The organism is Sorangium sp. So ce119 (genome assembly GCF_051524405.1).
GTDB classification, from domain to species: domain Bacteria; phylum Myxococcota_A; class Polyangia; order Polyangiales; family Polyangiaceae; genus Sorangium; species Sorangium cellulosum_G.
In genome coordinates, this window is sequence record NZ_CP150310.1 from 9,923,089 (window position 1) to 9,941,259 (window position 18,171).

At 73.5% G+C, this 18,171-nt stretch carries 14 protein-coding genes; 5 read left to right on the forward strand and 9 right to left on the reverse strand.

The window, feature by feature from the left end; all coding sequences use genetic code 11:
- Positions 1–113: 113 nt before the first annotated feature.
- Complete coding sequence (locus WME76_RS37550; protein WP_437956970.1) at positions 114–1,709, reverse strand: hypothetical protein; 1,596 nt, start codon at positions 1,707–1,709, stop codon at positions 114–116.
- 457 nt (positions 1,710–2,166) lie between these two features.
- Between WME76_RS37550 and WME76_RS37555 the strand changes: the two genes are divergently transcribed.
- Positions 2,167–5,466, forward strand: a complete 3,300-nt coding sequence (locus WME76_RS37555) for a DNA translocase FtsK 4TM domain-containing protein (RefSeq protein WP_437956971.1) — start codon at positions 2,167–2,169, stop codon at positions 5,464–5,466.
- 247 nt (positions 5,467–5,713) lie between these two features.
- On the forward strand, positions 5,714–5,875 hold the full coding sequence (locus tag WME76_RS37560) for a hypothetical protein (RefSeq protein ID WP_433930630.1): 162 nt from the start codon (positions 5,714–5,716) through the stop codon (positions 5,873–5,875).
- Positions 5,876–6,457: 582 nt separating this feature from the next.
- On the opposite strand, the gene WME76_RS37565 is transcribed toward WME76_RS37560, so the two are convergent.
- The 3 genes from WME76_RS37565 to WME76_RS37575 all read right to left on the reverse strand — a co-directional run bounded on the left by WME76_RS37565 (position 6,458) and on the right by WME76_RS37575 (position 8,568).
- Positions 6,458–7,033: a hypothetical protein gene (locus WME76_RS37565; protein ID WP_437956972.1), complete on the reverse strand. Its 576-nt coding sequence runs from the start codon at positions 7,031–7,033 to the stop codon at positions 6,458–6,460.
- A gap of 21 nt (positions 7,034–7,054) precedes the next feature.
- Positions 7,055–7,381 carry a BatC protein gene (locus WME76_RS37570; protein ID WP_437956973.1) on the reverse strand — a complete coding sequence of 109 codons (327 nt, stop codon included), beginning with the start codon at positions 7,379–7,381 and terminating at the stop codon, positions 7,055–7,057.
- A 383-nt stretch (positions 7,382–7,764) separates the two neighbouring features.
- The gene (locus WME76_RS37575) at positions 7,765–8,568 is read right to left on the reverse strand and encodes a hypothetical protein (RefSeq protein WP_437956974.1); all 804 of its coding nucleotides are present in this window, start codon (positions 8,566–8,568) and stop codon (positions 7,765–7,767) included.
- A gap of 191 nt (positions 8,569–8,759) precedes the next feature.
- Between WME76_RS37575 and WME76_RS37580 the strand changes: the two genes are divergently transcribed.
- Positions 8,760–10,535 (forward strand): hypothetical protein, encoded by a 1,776-nt coding sequence (locus WME76_RS37580; protein ID WP_437956975.1) that lies wholly within the window; start codon positions 8,760–8,762, stop codon positions 10,533–10,535.
- Between the two features lie 66 nt (positions 10,536–10,601).
- On the opposite strand, the gene WME76_RS37585 is transcribed toward WME76_RS37580, so the two are convergent.
- The 4 genes from WME76_RS37585 to WME76_RS37600 all read right to left on the reverse strand — a co-directional run bounded on the left by WME76_RS37585 (position 10,602) and on the right by WME76_RS37600 (position 14,339).
- Positions 10,602–11,318, reverse strand: coding sequence for a hypothetical protein (locus WME76_RS37585; RefSeq protein ID WP_437956976.1), 717 nt, complete (start codon positions 11,316–11,318; stop codon positions 10,602–10,604).
- Positions 11,319–11,437: 119 nt separating this feature from the next.
- Positions 11,438–12,472, reverse strand: coding sequence for a hypothetical protein (locus tag WME76_RS37590; RefSeq protein ID WP_437956977.1), 1,035 nt, complete (start codon positions 12,470–12,472; stop codon positions 11,438–11,440).
- 10 nt (positions 12,473–12,482) lie between these two features.
- On the reverse strand, positions 12,483–13,589 hold the full coding sequence (locus WME76_RS37595; RefSeq protein ID WP_437956978.1) for a M50 family metallopeptidase: 1,107 nt from the start codon (positions 13,587–13,589) through the stop codon (positions 12,483–12,485).
- 186 nt (positions 13,590–13,775) lie between these two features.
- Entirely contained in the window at positions 13,776–14,339 is a 564-nt protein-coding gene (locus WME76_RS37600) for a hypothetical protein (RefSeq protein ID WP_437956979.1), read from the reverse strand.
- 340 nt (positions 14,340–14,679) lie between these two features.
- Between WME76_RS37600 and WME76_RS37605 the strand changes: the two genes are divergently transcribed.
- Complete coding sequence (locus WME76_RS37605) at positions 14,680–16,485, forward strand: right-handed parallel beta-helix repeat-containing protein (RefSeq protein WP_437956980.1); 1,806 nt, start codon at positions 14,680–14,682, stop codon at positions 16,483–16,485.
- Between the two features lie 92 nt (positions 16,486–16,577).
- On the opposite strand, the gene WME76_RS37610 is transcribed toward WME76_RS37605, so the two are convergent.
- Entirely contained in the window at positions 16,578–17,267 is a 690-nt protein-coding gene (locus tag WME76_RS37610) for an HAD family hydrolase (protein ID WP_437956981.1), read from the reverse strand.
- Positions 17,268–17,451: 184 nt separating this feature from the next.
- On the opposite strand from WME76_RS37610, the gene WME76_RS37615 reads away from it, so the two are divergent.
- Entirely contained in the window at positions 17,452–18,162 is a 711-nt protein-coding gene (locus WME76_RS37615; RefSeq protein ID WP_437956982.1) for a hypothetical protein, read from the forward strand.
- The last annotated feature ends 9 nt before the right edge of the window (positions 18,163–18,171 follow it).

The following is an 18,171-nucleotide window of genomic DNA, read 5'->3' on the forward strand; positions in this document are numbered from 1 at the left end:
CTGCAAGCACCTGATGGCTCTCGGCCGCGCCGATGGCGCGCTGCGACCCTGAACATGCCGTCGTGAGATCCCGTGATCGCCCGCGCAGCTCGCCGCGAAACCTGACGCGCGCGTCACTTCTTCTCGCCCTCCGGCTTCCGCTCCTGCATGGCCGGCTCGATGCAGTACTGAACGAACTCGCCGACGGTCTTCACGTCCCTGAGCTCGCGCTCGTTGGACCCCTCTTTCGGCACCTCGCACGCCCACTTGCAGTCCGGGTCGGCATCGCAGACCGGCGCGCGCGTGGTGTCGCCCTCGAGCGGCTTGACCGCGGCGAGGTCGGCGGCGGTGCCGAAGGTGAAGTAGTACGCGATGGCGCTCGTCCGCGCCGGCGCCGGCCCCGCGGCGAAGTGCTTCTTCAGCGCCTCGAGGGGCGAGCCCTCCTTCAGGTCGCCGAACGCCGCGCCGTACGTGAGCGCCTCGGGCATGGCGAACCCCTTGCTGTCGGGGAGCCTGCTCATGAACTCGTCGATGTGCTTCACCGTCGACATCTTCAGGATGGTCGCGGCGGCGGCGCGGCGGATCTTCCACTTGTCGGTCTTGAAGAGGCCGTAGAGCTTCTCGACGACGAGCTCGCGCGGCATCTCGCCGACGCGGCGGAACGCCTGGTCGAGCACCACGTCGGGCGCGTCCGCGGTCGCGATCTCGAGGATGCGCTGGATGTCGCTCGGGTTGTTGCGATCGAGCCGGCCCTCGAGGGCGGCGAGCGCGGCCTGGCGGCGCTTCTCGGGCTGCTGGGTGTCCGCCGCGAAGCCGAGGAGGAAGTCCACCGACGGGCGGCCGCCGAGCTTCTTCATCGAGCCGAAGACCCGGAAGAGCTCCTCCTCCTGGTACTGCGCGAGCTGCGCCTCGAACTGCTTCTCGGTGGGCGTGAGCTTCGACGCGGCGTTCGCCGCCTGGAGATCGGGCTTCTTGACGTTGACCCAGTCGCTCGAGGTGACGAACTTCGCGATGGCGACCAGGTTCGCCGAGGCGGCCTCCTTGGTCTGCGGGTCGCCGTACTCGGCCACGAGCGACGCCATCTGGTCGAGCCGCTTCGCCTCGCGCGTCATGAGCTTGGGCAGGCCGGCCACGGCGGGGGGGCCGATGAAGCGCAGGAGCTGCTCCATCCCGTACGCCTGCGAGCGGTCCTCGAGCCGGTGCTCGAAGTCCGCCATGGCCCAGTCGATGAGGGCGGCCTTGAGCCCCTCCTTCAGCCCCTCATCCGCGATGATCACGGTCCGGTCGGACGTGAGCATCGCGTACGCCGCGTCCTTGTAGGGGAACGAGGTGTCCGGCGGGACCGGCTGCCCGGGCTGCGCGACGGGCGGCGGCTTTCTCAGCTCGGCGATGATCGTCGGCACGAGCGCCGCGACGATGGCCTGCCGGGCCTCGGGCGCCATGGTCGCGAGCGTCTCGACCATGATGCCGATGCCCACGCGCCGGCCCTGCCGCGGCTTCATGCGGATGAGCGAGGTGGCCGCCTCGACGCGGAGCGAGTTGTCGTACTTGTCGTGAAACAAGACGGCCCTGAGCTTGTCCGGCCCGTGGGCGGTGCTCTCCCAGCGGTGGATGTCGTTCTCGTTGACGCGACACCCGCTGGTGGCGAGCCCCACGCCGGCGGTGGCGAGGCACAGCAAAAGAAGGCCCGCAGCGCCGACGCGCCGCCCTGCTCGTTCGACAGTTTCCATGCACGTCTCAGGAGGGTGGGGATGGTACCGCCCGCCGCGTCCTGTTTGAAAGAATTTCAAGGCCGACGAGAAGGGAGCCCGAGCGAAGTTTCCGCCAAATCGGGCCGGAACTCCAGCGCGGCGTCGTCCCCTGCCCTCCGTCCCCTGCCCTCGTCGCGCCCGTCACGGGCCGGAGAGGGCTGAGCCCGCACCCCCGGCGAAATCGGGCGCACGCGCGCGCACGCAAGCGCACGCAAGCGCGCGGATGTACGCGGCCGCGCCCGTCTGTTCCGCCCTTGCCCGATTCTTACCAGCCCTGCCAGACTTCTTGCCCCCGGGGCGGAGTACGCATATGTGAGCAAAGTAGGTTTAGGTAGGTATGAACGTCCCCTTGTTCGCTCCTCGCCGTGCCCAGCCCGCCGCCGGCCCTGGCGAGCCCTTGCGGTCCGGGGCACGTGGCGCCGCACGGACCAGCCCGGTGGGGGTCGCGGGCCCTGCCGCGCCGCAGGGGCATAGCTACGCCCGGGACGCGGCGGCGCTGGTCCTCCTGGTGTCCGCCTTGTACAGCGCCCTGGCGCTCGCCTCGTTTCGCGGGGATCCGCTGCGCCCGGAGATCGCGGGCGAGGACTGGGTGGGTCCCGTGGGGGCGGCGCTCGCGGGCGCGTCGGTCGAGGCGGTCGGCGTCATCGCGTGGTTCGTGCCGCTCGAGCTGGCGCTGCTCGCGATGCCGCTGCTCGGGGCGAAGCGCTCGATCGCGAGCCTGTTCCGGCTGAGCGGCGACATCGTGGTGGTCGTGGTGCTCGCGGCGCTCTCGCACGTCGCGTTCCCGCGGGCGGTCGCGTTCGGCGCGATGCCGCTCGGCGGCGCCGTGGGGGAGCTGTTCGGGGAGGTGCTGCGCGCGCTCTTCTCGAACATCGGGTCGTACATCATCGGGCTCACCATCGTCGCGCTGATCCTGATGGGCCGCGCGACGTTCTCGTTCATCGAGCTCGCGCATCGGGCCGAGCAGCTCGCGGTCGCGATCGCGGCGCGCATCGCCGGCTGGGCGCGCGCGCTCTTCGGGGCGTGGGCCGCGGCGCGCGACCTGGAGCGGCGGGCGACGGGCTCGGAGCAGGAGGCGCCGCCGATCATCGCGCGCAACTCGAGCCCCGACGCGATCATCGCCGCGCTGGCCGACGACGCCGACGAGCCGCTCTCGGACCCCGGCGCGAGGAGCACGCCCGTCGAGCCGGCCGGCGTCGAGACGCCGGCGCTCGACCTGTGGAAGAGCGCGCCGACCAGCGCCGCCCCCCAGGAGCCGGCGGCCCCGTCGAAGCCGAAGCGCGGAAGGAAGGCGCCGGCGCGCGAGCCACGCGAGGCGGCGCCGCTGGCGAGCGAGGCGGCGCCGCAGGGAGCCGAGCCGCGCGAGGCGGTGATCCACGGCGGCGAGGCGCACGAGGTGGTCATCCACAGCGCCGAGCCGCGCGAGGTGGTCATCCACGGCGGCGAGGCGCACGAGGTGGTCATCCACAGCGCCGAGCCGGAGCCGGAAGAGGAGGCGCCGCAGAGCGACCCGCTGCGCGAGGTGGCGCAGCACAGCCCCGCGCCGCGCGAGGTGGGGCAGCGGTTCGTCGAGCTGTTCGAGGGAGAGGAGCGCGAAGGAGCGCAGCGCGCCGTCGAGCCGCGCGAACGAGCGCAGCGCGCCGTCGAGCCGCGCGACGGCGGACCGCGCCGCGCTGGGCGGCGCCGCGCCGGGGCCGCCGCAGAGCCGCGCGGCGCCGCGGCCCTGGAGGACGGCGACGAGTCGCCCTTCGCGGGCGAGGCGCGCCTCTTCGAGAGGGAAGCGCAGCTCGATGAGGACGACGCGGTCGAGACCGAGGCCGACGAGGAGAGCGTGGCCGCGTTCGCAGCGCCGGAAGCGCTCGACGTGCCCACGCCGTCGCCCATCCTGCCCGTGCGCGAGCTGCCGGCGCGGCAGCCCGACGCCAGGGTGGCCCACCGCGACCTGACCGTCCGCGAGCCGCGCGATCTGACCGCCCGCGAGCCGCGGGAGCCGCGCGATCCGACCGCCCGCGAGCCGCGCGATCTGCCCGCGCACGAGGCGCGTGACCTGCCTGCACGCGAGCCGCGGGAGCCGGATGCCCGGGCGGCGCACCGCGAGCCGCCGCCGGCCGGCGGCCCCGAGCGATCTCAGGGCGCCGCGCCGCGCGCGCCCACGATCGTCGACACGAGCCGCGAGCTCGTCAGCGAGAAGCCGGCGGTGGTCAAGGTCGTCCCGGCCACCGGGGCGGGCTTCCGCCTGCCGATGACCGACATGCTCGACGCGGCCGCGGGCGGGCGCATCCAGCTCGACGCGGATCAGCTCAAGGCGACCGCGCAGCTCCTCGAGAAGACGCTCGCCGACTATGGCGTCAGCGGCAAGGTCGAGGAGATCCACCCTGGACCGACCGTGACGACGTTCGAGGTCTCCCCCGCCGCCGGCACCAAGGTCTCGAAGGTGGCGGGCCTCGCGGACGACCTCGCGCTCGGCCTCTCGCGCAAGGTCCGCATCGTCGCCCCCATCCCCGGCAAGAACCGGATCGGCTTCGAGATCCCGAACGAGCACCGCCTGCCCGTCAACCTGCGCGAGCTCGTCGAGGACCGCCGCTTCGTCGAGATGAAGGCGCCGCTGCCCTGCGTGCTCGGGCGCGACATCATCGGCACGCCGTACTTCGCCGACCTCGCGTCGATGCCGCACGTGATCGTCGCGGGCGCGACCGGCGCGGGCAAGAGCGTCGGGCTCAACGTGATGCTGGTGAGCCTGCTCTTCCGCAAGACGCCGGAGGAGCTCAGGCTCCTGATGATCGATCCCAAGGTCGTCGAGCTCGCGCCCTTCGACCGCATCCCTCACCTGCTCCTGCCGGTCGTGACCGACATGAAGCAGGCGGCGAACGCGCTGAAGTGGGCCGTGGACGAGATGGAGCGGCGGTACCAGCTCTTCGCGAACGCGGGGACGAAGAACATCACGACCTACAACGCCTGGGTCGAGCGCGTGCAGCGCGGCGAGGCGCGCCCGCCGAAGCCGCCCGCCAAGGTGAGCGCGATCGGGGCCGACGGGCTCGAGGTGGAGATCGACGCGGCGAAGGACGGGTCGGACGCGGCGCTGCCGGAGAAGATCCCCTTCATCGTGATCGTCGTCGACGAGTTCGCCGACCTGATGATGCAGCAGGGCAAGGACGTGGAGGCGAGCGTGGCCCGGCTCGCGCAGAAGGCGCGCGCCGCCGGCATGCACGTGATCCTCGCGACGCAGCGGCCGAGCGTCGACGTGATCACCGGCATGATCAAGGCGAACTTCCCCACGCGCATCGCCTTCCGGGTCGCGCAGAAGGTGGACAGCCGCACGATCCTCGACGAGCAGGGCGCCGAGCACCTGCTCGGCCGCGGCGACATGCTGATCAAGATGAACGGCTCCAACGAGACGCGCCGCGTGCAGTGCCCGTTCTGCTCCGAGGAGGAGGTCCAGAAGATCACCGACTTCCTCCGGCTCCAGGGGGAGCCGGTCTACGACGAGGCGATCCTCCGGCCCCGCGACGACGAGGGCGAGGAGCCCGACACGTCCGACGCGGAGGCCGATCCCATGTACGACGCCGCGGTGCGGATCGTGGCCGACACCCGGCGCTGCTCGACCTCCTGGCTCCAGCGCAAGCTCGGCGTCGGCTACAACCGCGCCGCCAAGCTGGTCGAGGCGATGGAGAAGCGCGGGCTGGTCGGGCCGGCCAACGGCGCCAAGGATCGCGAGGTGCTCATCGCGCCGATCTGACCCTCACGGGATCTGTCTTGACGCCGCGCCGCAGTGCGTGTTGCCACGCGGTCGACCCGGGCGAGCAGACCGAGACGGATGTTGAGGAGAGCACAGCCCCGGCGTCCCCGCCGCGGGGGCAGCGCGCTAGCATGGCGGTTGTTTTGACTTTCCCGTTCGAATGCTTCATGGAGCACGCAGGATGGCGCCTGAGGAAACGCGCACGCGTCTGATCGCTCAGATCGCGAGCCTCCTGAAAGAGGGAACGATGCCCGCGGACGCCCGCGCAGCGGGGCTGACGCTCATCGGCTGGCTCGCGAGGCGCATGCCCGGAGAGGCGGCGTCGCGCGACGGTGTCGACGAGATGTGCCGCCGCGCGGCGGTCCTGGGCTGCCGGCCGCGGCGCATGGGCGGGCGGCGGTCCACCTGATCGGGCGGCGCTGATCGGGCGCCGCGCCGGCGCCGCGGGAGAGCAGCCTTGCCGACGCGCTGACCAGCGCTCCGCGGCGGGCGCGAGGCGGTCGTCCTGCTTCCCTGGCGCCTCCCGCCCCATGCGCGGCCGCGACGGGCGGCGGGCTCCGGCGGCCGTATCCAGCGGCCGCGACGGCCGGAAGCCGACCGCGGTGCCGTAATTTGTACGTGCCGTATCCAGCGCGGCTAAGCTCCGGGTGGCGCGGTATCCCGCGCCGTGAGGCTCGCGCGACGCTCGAACCGGGACGTCGGCTCGCCAGGTACGATGGGGTCAACGGCCGCTGTTGGGCCTGTGATAGGTGGTGTTGCTCATGGCGAACCGCGTGGTCGCCCTCCCCGAACCGCACCCGAATGACGATGAAGATGTCGTGTGGGGGATCTCCACGGCCAGCGCGCTGTGGGCGCGAGGCGAGCGACGTGACGCCATCGTGTGGCTGCGGCGCGCGGCCGACGCGGCCGGGGCCGCGGGGCAGACGTTCCGCGCCTCGGAGCTCGGGCTCTGCGCGACCGCGCTCGAGGAGGTGATGGCCTCGGAGGTCGGTCAGCCGAGCGATCCCGACCTCCTGGAGACGATCGACGAGGACGACGAGCTGACCCTGACGTCCGACGACACCGAGACCGACGACGAAGGCCCGCCCTCCGACGAGCAGACCTGGCGCCGCCGCCGCTCGCTCACCGAGGAGCTGCGCGCCTCGATGCCCTCGATCGAGATCGACATGTTCGAGCCGCTCTCGGAGCCGGAGCTGGCCGCCGAGTCGGAGCGCGTGCCGCCGCCGCTCTCACGGCCGTTGCCGGTGATCCACCCGGCCGCGGACGACGCACCCGCGGCCCGACCGATCGCGCCGTATGCCCCGGCGCTTCCCGGCATCGCGCAGGGCAGCGCCCCGCCGCCCGCGCCGCCGCCCCCGCCGCAACGAAGGACGCAGCAGCCTCCGGGCGCCCCGTTCCCGCAGGCCGCGCCGCCCGTCCAGCCGCCGCCGCCCTTCGCGCCGGCGGCGCAGGCTGTAGCGCCGCGCTCGCAGCCGCCCCCCGCCGCGTACCCGCAGCGGCTCGATCCCCCCCACGCCCAGCCGCCGGCGCCCGTCGCGCCGTCCGCACCGCCGCCGGGGGTGACCACCCTCCAGGGCAGCGCCCTCTATCAGAGCCAGCCGCCGCCGGCGTCTCCGCTCGCCGCCACGCAGGCTGCGAGCGCGATCCCGCCGCCGCCTCCGCTGTCCGGGGCTCCGTCGTACAGGCCGCAGGTCGCCGCCGACCCGCCGTGGCTCGCCGCGCCGTCGAAGCCGCAGAGCGTGCCCCCGCCGCCTCCGCCGGCCCCGCCGCGCGCCGCATCGCAGCGGCCGTCGTCGGCTCCGCCTCGCCTTTCCCCGACGTCTGCGCCGCCTTTGCCGTCCTTCGGGGCTCCGCCAGCGCCGTCCTTCGGGGCTCCGCCGGTGCCGTCCTTCGGGCCTCCGCCAGCGCCGTCCAATCCGCCGTCTCCTGGGGTACTGCCAGCGCCGCCGCATCCGCCGTCCTTCGGACCTCCGCCGGCGCCGGCTCATCCGCCGACCTTCGCGCCGCCGCGCCCGCAACCGCCGCCAGTGCCGCATGCGCAGGCGCCGCATCCGCCGACCTTCGCGCCGCCGCGCCCGCAGCCGCCGCCTCCAGCCGCCGCGCCGGCGACCGCGGCGGCGCCGCCTGTCGCACCGCCGCCCCCGCAGGCGCTTCCCCCGCCGGTCGCGCCGCCGCAGGTCGCGCCGCCGCCCTTGACGGCCGCCTACGCTGCACCGCTGCCGCCGCCGGTCGCGCCGCTACCCCCGCAGGCGCTGCCCCCGCCGGTCGCGCCGCATGCGCAGGCGCTGCCCCCGCCGGTCACGCCGCATGCGCAGGCGCTGCCCCCGCCGGTCGCGCCGCCGCCCCCCTCGACGCTCGCATCCGCTGCATCGCCATTGCCGCCGCCGGTCGCGCCGCCGCATCCGCAGGCGCTGCCGCCGCCGGCGCCACCTCCACCCCACACCCTGCCGTCGGCATCGCGGCCGCCCGCTGCGCCCCTCGCGCCGCCGCTCTCAGCGCCGCCAGCGCCTTCAGCGCCGCCGCTCTCAGCGCCGCCGCTCTCAGCGCCGCCAGCGCCTTCAGCGCCGCCGCTCTCAGCGCCGCCGCTCTCGGCGCCGCCAGCGCCTTCAGCGCCGCCGCTGTCCTTGTCGGCGTCCGTCGCGCCGCCTGCCTCGGCGCCACTCGCCCCGTCGACCTCCGCAGCGCCGCCTCCTCGGCCCGCCGCGCCGGCATCCGTCGCGCCGCCTCCGCCTCCGCCGCCGCTCGTCGCACCGCCGCCGCCGGCAGCGCTTGGAGCGCCGCCGTCCCCGCCGGTGCCCGCTCCACCGCAACCACCCTCGCCTGCTGCACCGCCACCGCCGCCCGCCGTATCGGCTGCGTCGCCTCCATCTCTGTCGGCGCCCGCTGCACCGCCAGCGCCGCCGCCCGCGGCGCCTCCATCAACCCCACCGCCGGCCCTGTCGGCGTCCGCTGCGCCGCCTCCTGCGCCGCCCACGGCGCCTCCGCCTGCCGCTGCGCCGGCTCTTTCGGCCCCTGCGGCGCCGGCCGTGTCGGCTCCCGTTGCGCCGCCTCCGCCGCCCGCGGCGCCTCCGTCTCCGGCCACGACCGTCGCGCCGTCGTCACCGCCGCCCGCCGCGGCTCTGCCCTCGGCCGCACCGCTGTCGCCGTCAGCGCCGCCGCAGAGCCCGAGCCCCGCGACGCGCGCCGAGGATCCCGCGGCAGATGTCGACGTCGGCGAGATCCTCGTCGAGGCTCAGGCCTCGCCTCCCGCCGCGACCCGCCCCAGCCCGGCCGCGCCCGCTCCGGGGACGGCCATGTCGAGGCGGAAGCCGCGCGAGCCGATCCTCGACCCCTGGTCCGATGACGCCGAGGCGGCCGCACCACCTCGGCCCCCGCAGGAGACCATCTCGCCGAGCGGCGACACGTACCTCGTGGCTCGCCGGCCTCCCTCGACGCCGCACGAGGGCGACGAAGACGAGGTCATCACCTCGGCTGCGCCGCTCGATCTGACGCTCAAGCGAAAGCCGATCTCCGCGCGACCTCCCGCGCCTCCGGCGCCGGCAGCCCGCCCCCGGCCAGCGACCCCCGCCGGAAGCGAACCGCCCGGACACCTCGGGACGTCGGCAGACAGCATCCCCCCGAAGGGCGCCGTCGTGTCCTCGATCCGCGACGAGCCGATCGAGCCCCCTGCGACCGCAGAAGCGTCGGATCCGGCGTCGACGCCCGAGGGAACCGTCGTGATCGAGCTCTCCGATCACGACCTCGACGCGCAGCCGCCGTCGGTGCGCGACGACGCGGCGCCAGCACCCCAGGCGGCGGTGCAGGACGGCGACCTGCAGGCGAAAGCCGACCCTGCCCACGGCGAGCCCGCCTCCGGCGTCGCGAGCGCCCCGGCGCAGCCCCCGCGCGAGCTCGGCGAGGCGGTCGCCGAGCCCGCGGCGGAAGAAGAGCTGCTCGACGAGGCGGACATCGCGCTCGACGAGACGCCCGCAATCCAGGCGCCCGTGACCCGGGCCCCCGTGGCCCAGGCCCCTGCGGCCGAGCCGCCGCCACCGCGCCCGGCATCGGCCCGCGCGCCGGCAGGCGATGCGCGCCCGGGGACCGCCGCGGCGCCGCCCGAGGTGCTCGCGGTGGAGATTCCCGGACCGGACGCAGGCGACGCCGTCGACCTCGGCGCGATGGTGCTCGACCTGCCGTCCGAAGCGCCACCGGCGGAGGGAGCGATCGCGGCGCTCGACATCGACCCGGAGATCGCGCCGGATCTACCGCAGCCGGATGGCGCCGGCGCCGCGCCGGTCGCCAGCGCCCCGCCGACCGCCGTCATCACCGGCCGCGACATCGAGCAGATCGAGGCGTTCGCCGACCTCCCCGAGGAGATGCACGACGAGCTCGCGCGCGCGGCGCAGGTCGACGACCTCGCGCCCGACGAGGAGCTCGCCGTCGACGGCGCGGCGCTGGTGCTGAGCGGGAGCGTCGCCGTGTGCGCGAGCATCGTCGACGTGCCGGCCGAGCGCGCCGCCATCGGGGCGCTCGTGCCGTCGCGCGGCACGCTCGAGGAAGGGATCCCGCTGCGCGTCGTCGCCGGCGCAGGCGGCGCGCGGGTCGCGATCTGGGACCAGGCGACCATCGACAACGCGCTCCGCACCTGCCCCTGGGTGGTCGATGAGCTGCGCGCCGTCGCAGACCGGATCCAGTCGCTCGCTGGAGCCACGATGGGGCCGCTCGGAGAGCTCGAGGAGTCGCTGCTCCGCCGGGTCCTGGGCCGGCTCCGCGTGCGCGGCCTCGTGCCCGGCGAGCAGCTCGTCCACGCCGGCAATCCCATGCCCGGGCTCGTCATCATCGGCGCCGGCGCGCTGGACCTGGTCGACGAGCGCTCGCACCAGGCCATCGGCGCCGCGCGGCCCGGTGAGCTCCTGTTCGCCTCCGAGCTGCTCGGAGGCCAGCCGGCGCCGTCGATCGCTCGCGCCGCTGGAGGCGGCGCGCTCGTGCTCATCGCCGACCACCCCGTGCTGCGCGAGCTGTTCGAGAGCACGCCGGAGCTGCTCTCCATCCTCGCGCAGTCCGTCTCGCTGAGCGCTCAGCGCGGCTGAAGCCCCGGGCGGGTCGAGCCTCGCGCCGCTAATCCCGCCGCAGGCTCGGCCGGTCCCCCGGGCCGGTCAGCGGCCCGCCACGGAGCGCAGCCGCCGCGCGGCCTCCTGCTCCAGCTCGACCGGCTCGGCGGGCTCCTCGTCCTCCGTCAACTGCCAGACGAGCTCGCTGTTGCCCTGCGCTCCGGCGAAGCGCAGCCCGAACCACTTGGCGGCGGGCGAGATCGTCAGCCTCCCCTCCGCGGTCGCGCGCGGGAAGCGGATGCGGAACGCCTGCCGCCACACCGTGTTGTACGGGAAGTAGGTCCGCTCGAGCGCGTTCGGCTTCGTGATCGCGATGATCTCCTCGGGCGCCGTCTCGTTGCCGGTGTCGTCGATCAGCCGGACGATCCACGCGCTGTTCGGCGTCGAGAGGTCGTTGTACTTGCGCTCGCCCCCGAAGATCGCGACGAAGAACTGGTGATGGTGGCGCGTCTCCTCGAGCGTCTTCTCGAGGAGCTTCTGCCGCTGCTCGATCGTGAGCCGGTAGTCCTGCGCGTAGCGGGCGACGTAGGCCCAGCGGAAGTCCCACGACTCGAACGTGGCGGTGGCCGTGAGGAAGTTGTCGAGCTCCGAGAGCGCGAACAGGTGCTCCGTGCGCGTCCAGGCGCGGAGCACGTTCTCGTAGTCCGTCGCCACGTACTCGCGGGGCCCCTCGTTGAGGCTCACGAGCTGGGTCGAGCAGCCTGTCGCCCCGAGGAGCGCCGCGAGAACCAGACCGCGCCGGAGCCATGCCGCTTTGACCACGCGCCCAGGGTACCCAGCAGCCGCGCTGGATGCACGCACTCGAACGAGCCCCCCGCACCTTCGCCCGCGGCGCGCCGCCGCGCCCGCCGGGAGCGCCCGCGCGGAGGCGCGCCCGCCGCTCACGGGCGCGCCGCAGGATCGTCGGTCGGGAAGGCGAACCCCACGCTGATCCGCGCGGCGTAGTACGAGGCCACGTCGCCGCGCAGCGGGGTCGCGATCGGCAGCAGCACGCTGAGCGCCGGCTGCACGTTCGCCAGGATGAACCGGACGCTCGGCGAGATCGCGAACGTCGCGCGCCTGTCGTCCGGAAGGCCCTCCGTGAGCTGGTAGACCTCCCACAGCTCGAGCCCCACCCCGACCGGCCGCGCGATCCGGTAGCCGAAGTAGAACGCGGTGTGCGCCCGGATGTCGGTGCGCCGCTCGCCGGACCTGAGGCCGCGCACGACCAGCGACCAGTCGAGGCCCTGCCGGAGCTGGAAGATGAACGGCCCCGTGATGTGCCGCATGTCGAACCAGGGGCGGAAAGTCAGCGTGAGATCCCGGAAGCGCGTCTCGTCCCACGGCCGCACCACACGCGCGGTCCGCAGCACCTCGGCCTCCTGGGGCGAGACGTCGCGCGGGACCGGGATCACGACGCCGAAGCCGCCGCCCGAGGAGAGCCCGCGCGCGCTCGACCAGACGCCCCGCCCGTAGAGCTCGGGGCTCCCGAGCAGGATCGATCGCGCGACCCCCGGGACGCTCGCGGCGGCGCTGTCGTGCACCGCGCCGACGAACCATTTCCGGGGGACGAGCGGCATCTCCATCTCGCCGTGCGAGTACCAGGCGAAGGCGGTCCTGCCGCTCGCCCGGCTCGTCGACTCGGGCTCGATCACGGCCGCCGTGTACTCGAAGGTGAAGGTCGGATCGCGCCGCGTGAGCCCGGGGAGCGTCGGCGGCGCGGGGACGTCGAAGACGGCCTCTTCCTCGTCGGACCACGCGCCCGAGCCCGGCGGCGCCGCCAGCGCGGAGGCCGGCGAGCCGGCCAGCGCGAGCAGCGAGAGCGAGGCCGCCGCGCGGGCGAAGCGGCGCGAGATCACGTGGGCGAGCCGCCGCGCCGGCGCGCGGGCGCGGCGCCGGTGCGACGCCGGAACCCGCGCGGGCCGCCTCGATGCCACGCGGGGAGCGCTACTTCGACCCGAGGCCGAAATCGTTCGCCGTGACGTAGAGCATGAGCCCGAGCAGCATGACCACGCCGACCAGGTGGATGTGCGCCTCGATGCGGGCGTTCGGCCGGCGCCGCGTGGCGGCCTCGTAGAACAGGAACATCAGGCGGCCGCCGTCCAGGGCCGGGAACGGGATCAGGTTGAAGGCGCCGAGGTACGCCGACAGCAGCCCGAGGAACTCGAGCCCGTCGGCCCACCCGCGCTTGGCCGCGTGCGCGGTCTCCTCGATCATCCGCTTCGGGCCCCCGAGCTCCCCGTCGACCTTGCCCGTCAGGTACTGGCCGAGCCCGACCACCAGGCTCTGCACGACCTTCGGCGGCTTCGTCACGGCGAGCACCGCGGCCTCCTTCACGGTCACCGGCGCCGACTGCACAGCGCCGATCGCCATCACGCCGATCTTGCCCGTGCCGTTCTCGTTCGCGGGCGTGACCTTCGCCTCGACGCGCTCGCCCGCGCGCTCCACGATGATATCGAGCGGGCGGCCGGGGCTCTTGGAGATGATCTCCGCCATCTTCTCCCAGTCCTGGACCGGGGTGCCGTCGATCTCGACGATGCGGTCGCCGTCCTTCAGGTTGGCCGCCGCCGCGGGCATCCCGGCGACCACGCCGATGTCGGTCAACCGGTAGGGCTTGCCGCCCACCATCAGGCTCGCGAAGAAGAGCACCGACGCGAACAGGTAGTTCGCGAGCGGACCGGCGAAGATCGCGGCGATCCGGCCCACCAGGCTCGCGTTCGCGTAGCTGCCCTTGTCCTCGGGATCGATGTCCTCGAGCGGGTTCATGCCAGCGATCTGCACGTACGCGAGGAACGGGATCATCGCGACCTGGAACACGGTGGGGCCGTGCTTCACCGGGTTGTGACGCCAGAGCCGCACGCGGATCTTGTCCGCGGCGGTCGTGAACCAGAAGTACCCGTCCTTCGGGACGACCTTGAAGAAGGTGGGACCGAAGCCGATCGAGAACTTCAGGACGCGCATGCCGTAAGCGCGCGCGGCGAAGTAGTGCCCTGCCTCGTGGACCACCATCAGCAGGGCGAGACCGAGGATGCCTACAAAATACCAGCCGAACATCTCCGGCTAGTCTAACCAGGGCGGGCCTCCTCCGCACGCGCCCGATGACCACCCCGTACGCCCGCCCCGGCGAGATCCCGCCGCCCACGGCGGAGGCCGGCGCTCCCCCGGCCGGCAGCAGGGCAGCGAGACCGCCGGGCAGCGCCGTGGCGGCTCAGTCCGGCCAGAGAACGGGCGGGGTGGGGCTCAGCCGGTGAAGAACGACACGCCGAAGCTGAAGAACGGATACCCGATCCGCATCGTCAGCGAGATGTCGTCGTTGAAGTGGTACCGGCCGCCGACCATGGTGACGAAGTCCAGGTACACGTCGTCGTAGAACCCGTCGGTCCGGAGGACACCGCCGATATCGGCGAACGCGCTCCACTTATCGTTGAAGAAGAAGTTCCACTGCATGGTGACCGGACTCCAGATGGTGAAGTCGCGGCGGCAGTACGTGCAGTTGGTGAAATCCAGGCCGAACGAGATGCCAACCGTGTTGTTGAGCCGCGGGATGAACGCCGGATCGGCGAGCTCGATCGTGGCCCTGAAGCCGAGGCCGAACTCCGGGTCCCCGACGCCGTCGTACCTGCCCCGGAACCGCCGCAGGCCGTAGTCGCGGTGCAAGAAGACGAAGTTCCCGTGCGGCTCGAGCTCGGCCACGTAGTCGGGGTGGTCGTTCGGATTCTTGATGTTCGCCTGCGCTTCGGGCGCGAGCGTGAGGAGGGTGGCGCCGGCGAGAGCGACACTCACGAGCGAGGGGAGCGCTTTCATGTGCTCTACGTACCAAAGGAACGGCAGCGAAGGAAGCGCACGGCCACGTGCCGGGCGCAGGAAAGCCGCCGCTGGAAGGCGGTGTCGCACTCCGCGCGGCGCTCCCGGGCGCCGTGGCTCGTGGCGCGCTGCGCGGGGTGGCCCACGACGGGCGGCGCCCTGTGGCCCGCCGCGCGCTGCGCGCGTGGCCTGCGTCACGCCGTGCGCGGGCTCTCGCCGAGGGCGAGCTCGTCTGGCTGAGACGCGCGCTTCGGGGTAAGAGGTCAACAGAGCGCAGCGCCGCATGAGGCCGCGTGCCGCGGAGGGGCGGCGTTCCCGGAGCGTCGAGAGGAGAGGATCGATGAGCGTCATCCAGCGGGCCCGTGGTTGCGTGCGCATCGCCTCGGCGCTCGCCGCGGTCGCCGCGCTCGCCTGCAGCCCCACGATCCAGGTCGCGGGCCCGCCGCCGGACGAGACGGCCCAGCCGCCGGCGCCGCAGAAGAAGACGCCCGCTCCGGCCGGGCCCCTCACGACGCCGGAGCCGCCGGCGCCCGCGCCCGTCGAGCCGTTCGTGAAGACGCGGGACTCCGACGAGTGGGTGAGCCAGACGCTGAAGCTGCAGCGGCGGTACGAGCGCGTCCTCGTCGTCGGCGCGCCGGCCCCCGCCGCGATCCGCGTCGCCGCGCTCGATCTGAACGCGCGCGACGCGGCGGCCGAGCCGCAGGATCTGCCGGTCACGCGCGCGTTCTCGACGCTCCAGGAGGCGGCAGACGCGGCCCGCGGCGGCGACCTCGTCGCGGTGCTGCCGGGGACGTACGCGGGGTTCTCGATGGGCGACAAGCCGAGCGCCGGCCAGGAGAAGTACATCCACTTCAAGGCCCTGGGGAGCCCGGGCGAGGTCGTGATCGACCGGGCGTGTACCGCCGACCCGAGCTGGATGATTTACCTGAAGACGTCGCACCACGTGGTGATCGAGGGCTTCAACCTCGCCGGGAGCAGCGAGCCGGGCAAGCAGAGCGCCGGCTCGCCGCGCGCGGGGATCATGGTCGACGGCGCGTTCGGCGAGACCGGCAGGCTCGCGCACCACATCGCCATCGTCGGCAACTTTTCCCATCACCATCGGATGTGGGGGTTCCACTCCACCGACAGCCACAGCGTCCTCCTGCAGGACAACCTGTTCGCGCTGTCCGCGCGCGAGCACGGCGCGTACGTGTCCGACGGCTCGGACAACTACGTGGTTCGTCGCAACGTGTTCTTCGGCAACAACGCGGGCGGGTTCCAGGCGAACCTCGATCCGGAGGCGTCGCTCGAGGAGGTGATGAAGCACCCGTCGTTCCGGGGCTACCCGTCCATGCAGCCGACCCGCGCCTGGGCCGCGGGGCTGATGAAGCTCGCGACGGACAGGTTCGGCGAGCACGGGTTTCCGGATGGCCGCGGCGTCAACTTCATCATCGAGCAGAACGTGATGAACGGCAACGGGCGCGTCGGCGGCGGGGCGATCAACCTGGCTGGGCTGTCGGACTCGCTGATCCAGAACAACCTCGTTTACGGCAACCTCGCCAGCGGGATCGCGCAGTGGGACGACGCGAACCCGTTCGACCGGGCGTACGTGGAGCCCGGCCCGCGCTCTCCGGAGCAGGTGAGCGGCCCCGACGCGCTGCCGCTCTGGGGCTGCCGCAACAACCTCATCCGCAACAACACCGTGATCATGAACACGAGCGGCCGGGCCGCGCTCCAGTGCGGCAACGGGAGCTGGGGTTGCCGGCTGCGGAACAACATCTTCGTGAACGACGCGGCGTCGTCGATCGAGGTGCTGAGCACGGGGATTTACCGGTTCGACGCCGAGCACAACGTGGTGACCCAGGTGAGCTACGGCGGGATGCCCGACGGGCTGAAGCGGCTCGCGGCGGCGCTGCCGGAGACGCGGGCGATCACGGGGATCACGCGCGCGCGGCTCGCGGCGGAGGTGGTGCGGGCGAGCGAGGAGCCGTGGGTGGTCCTGGAGGGGAGCTGGTGGAAGCTCAACCCGAACCGCCCGGATTTCAGGCCGAAGCGGTCGTCGAAGATGCTGCTCGGGCAGGGCGACGCGCGCGAGATGCCGGCGCGGGATCTGCTCGGCAACAAGCGGAGCGGCGCGGAGCTCGGGGCGCTCTCGCCGGGGGGCTGAGGGGGGCTGAGGGCGGGCTGAGGGGCCGGGGCGGGCTGCCGCGGGCGCGGCGGCGGCGCCGGGCGGGGGCGCGTCCGGGCGCGCCGCGCCTGTCAGGGATCGCCGGCGGCGGTGGCGGCGGCCGGGGCGGCGATGCCGAGCCAGCGGTGGGCGTGCTCGAGGCTGGGGAGGCAGACGGCGGCGAGCGCCTCGAAGCCGCGGCCTTCCCAGGGGCCCTCGGGGACGGCCACGACGACCATGCCGGCGGCGCGCCCGGCCGTGACGCCCGCGAGGGAGTCCTCGAGCACGGCGCACCGGGCCGGGGGCACGCCGAGCTCGGCCGCGGCGCGAAGGAAGATGTCCGGGGCCGGCTTCGGGTGGGCGACGTCGTCGCCGGAGACGACGGCCTGGAAGCGCGGCCGGAGGGCGAAGCGCTCGAGCACGGCGGCGATGAGCCGGTGCGGCGAGGACGAGGCGAGCGCCGTGGGCAGCCCTGCGAGCGCGGCCGCGGAGAGCAGCTCGGCGGCGCCGGGCTTGAGCGCGAGCCCGCCGACGGAGCCGATGAAGTCGTCGAGGAGGGCGGCGATGTCGCGCTCGGGATCGACGGCGAACCCGAAGCGCTCGCTCGTGGCCGAGAGGGTGGCGCGCAGGCCCCCGCCCACGCAGCCGGCGTGGTGCTCCTTGGTCCAGGTGAAGCCGCGCGCGCGGCAGAAGGCCTGCACGACCTGGAGCCAGAGCGGCTCGGAGTCCACGAGGAGGCCATCCATATCGAAGATGAGCGCGGCAGGGGGCAGACCGGGCATGGGGCGGGTGGGTAGCCGAGCCGGGGCGCGATGCCAACCGGCGCCGGGGTGGTGGGGACGCAGGCGACGGGGCGCGCGGGTGTGAGAAAAAAATCTTGCGGAGGGAATGAGGTAGGCGAACGATCGCGCGGCGTTGGAGTAACGCGGCGGAACGGGCGCGGCGTGCCCTGTAAGGAGAGCGGAGATGCGCAACAGGACTTCTTCTCTTGTGTTCGTGTTCTGCGTGGCCGCGGGCGCGGCGCTTTCGGCCTGCTCGGGGGAGACGACGGAGAACCCCGGCGGGACCGGGGGGAGCGGCGGGAGCGGCAGCGGGGCAACAACGAGCAGCACGACGGCAGCCACGACCACGACCTCGGCGACGACGACGTCGGCGGCCACGACGTCGAGCGGAGCTGGGGGCGATGGCGGCGGCCCCGGCAGCAACACCGTGTGCGATCAGGCCTGCGAGAAGGCAGAGGAATGCATGGTTCCGGTGTGCAGCATCCTCACGTTCGACTGCGCAGACCCGGCCGCGGAGTGCAGCGCTCAGTGCGTGCTCGATGCGTCGTGCGAGCAGATCCAGTCGATCTCAAGCGATGCTGTCGATCCAGAGCTCGCCGGCTGCCTGAGCGAGTGCCAGGGCACAGAAGGGGGAGGCAGCGGCGTGGAGTGCCTGAGCTGCGCGGGACAGAACGGCTGTCTGACCGACTGTGCGCGCGACGGCACGTGCCTACTTTGGCTTGGCTGCGCACGGACATGCATGGAGAGCGATCCGCAGCCGCAGTGCTTCAGCGACTGCAACACAGATTACCCTGGAGCAGCGGAGATGGCTGAAGCCGTCTATGCCTGCGCCTGCACGGATTGCAGCGAGAGCTGTGGTGCCGTCGCAGATCCCTGCAATCAGCCGGGGATGTAGCGAGCTCGG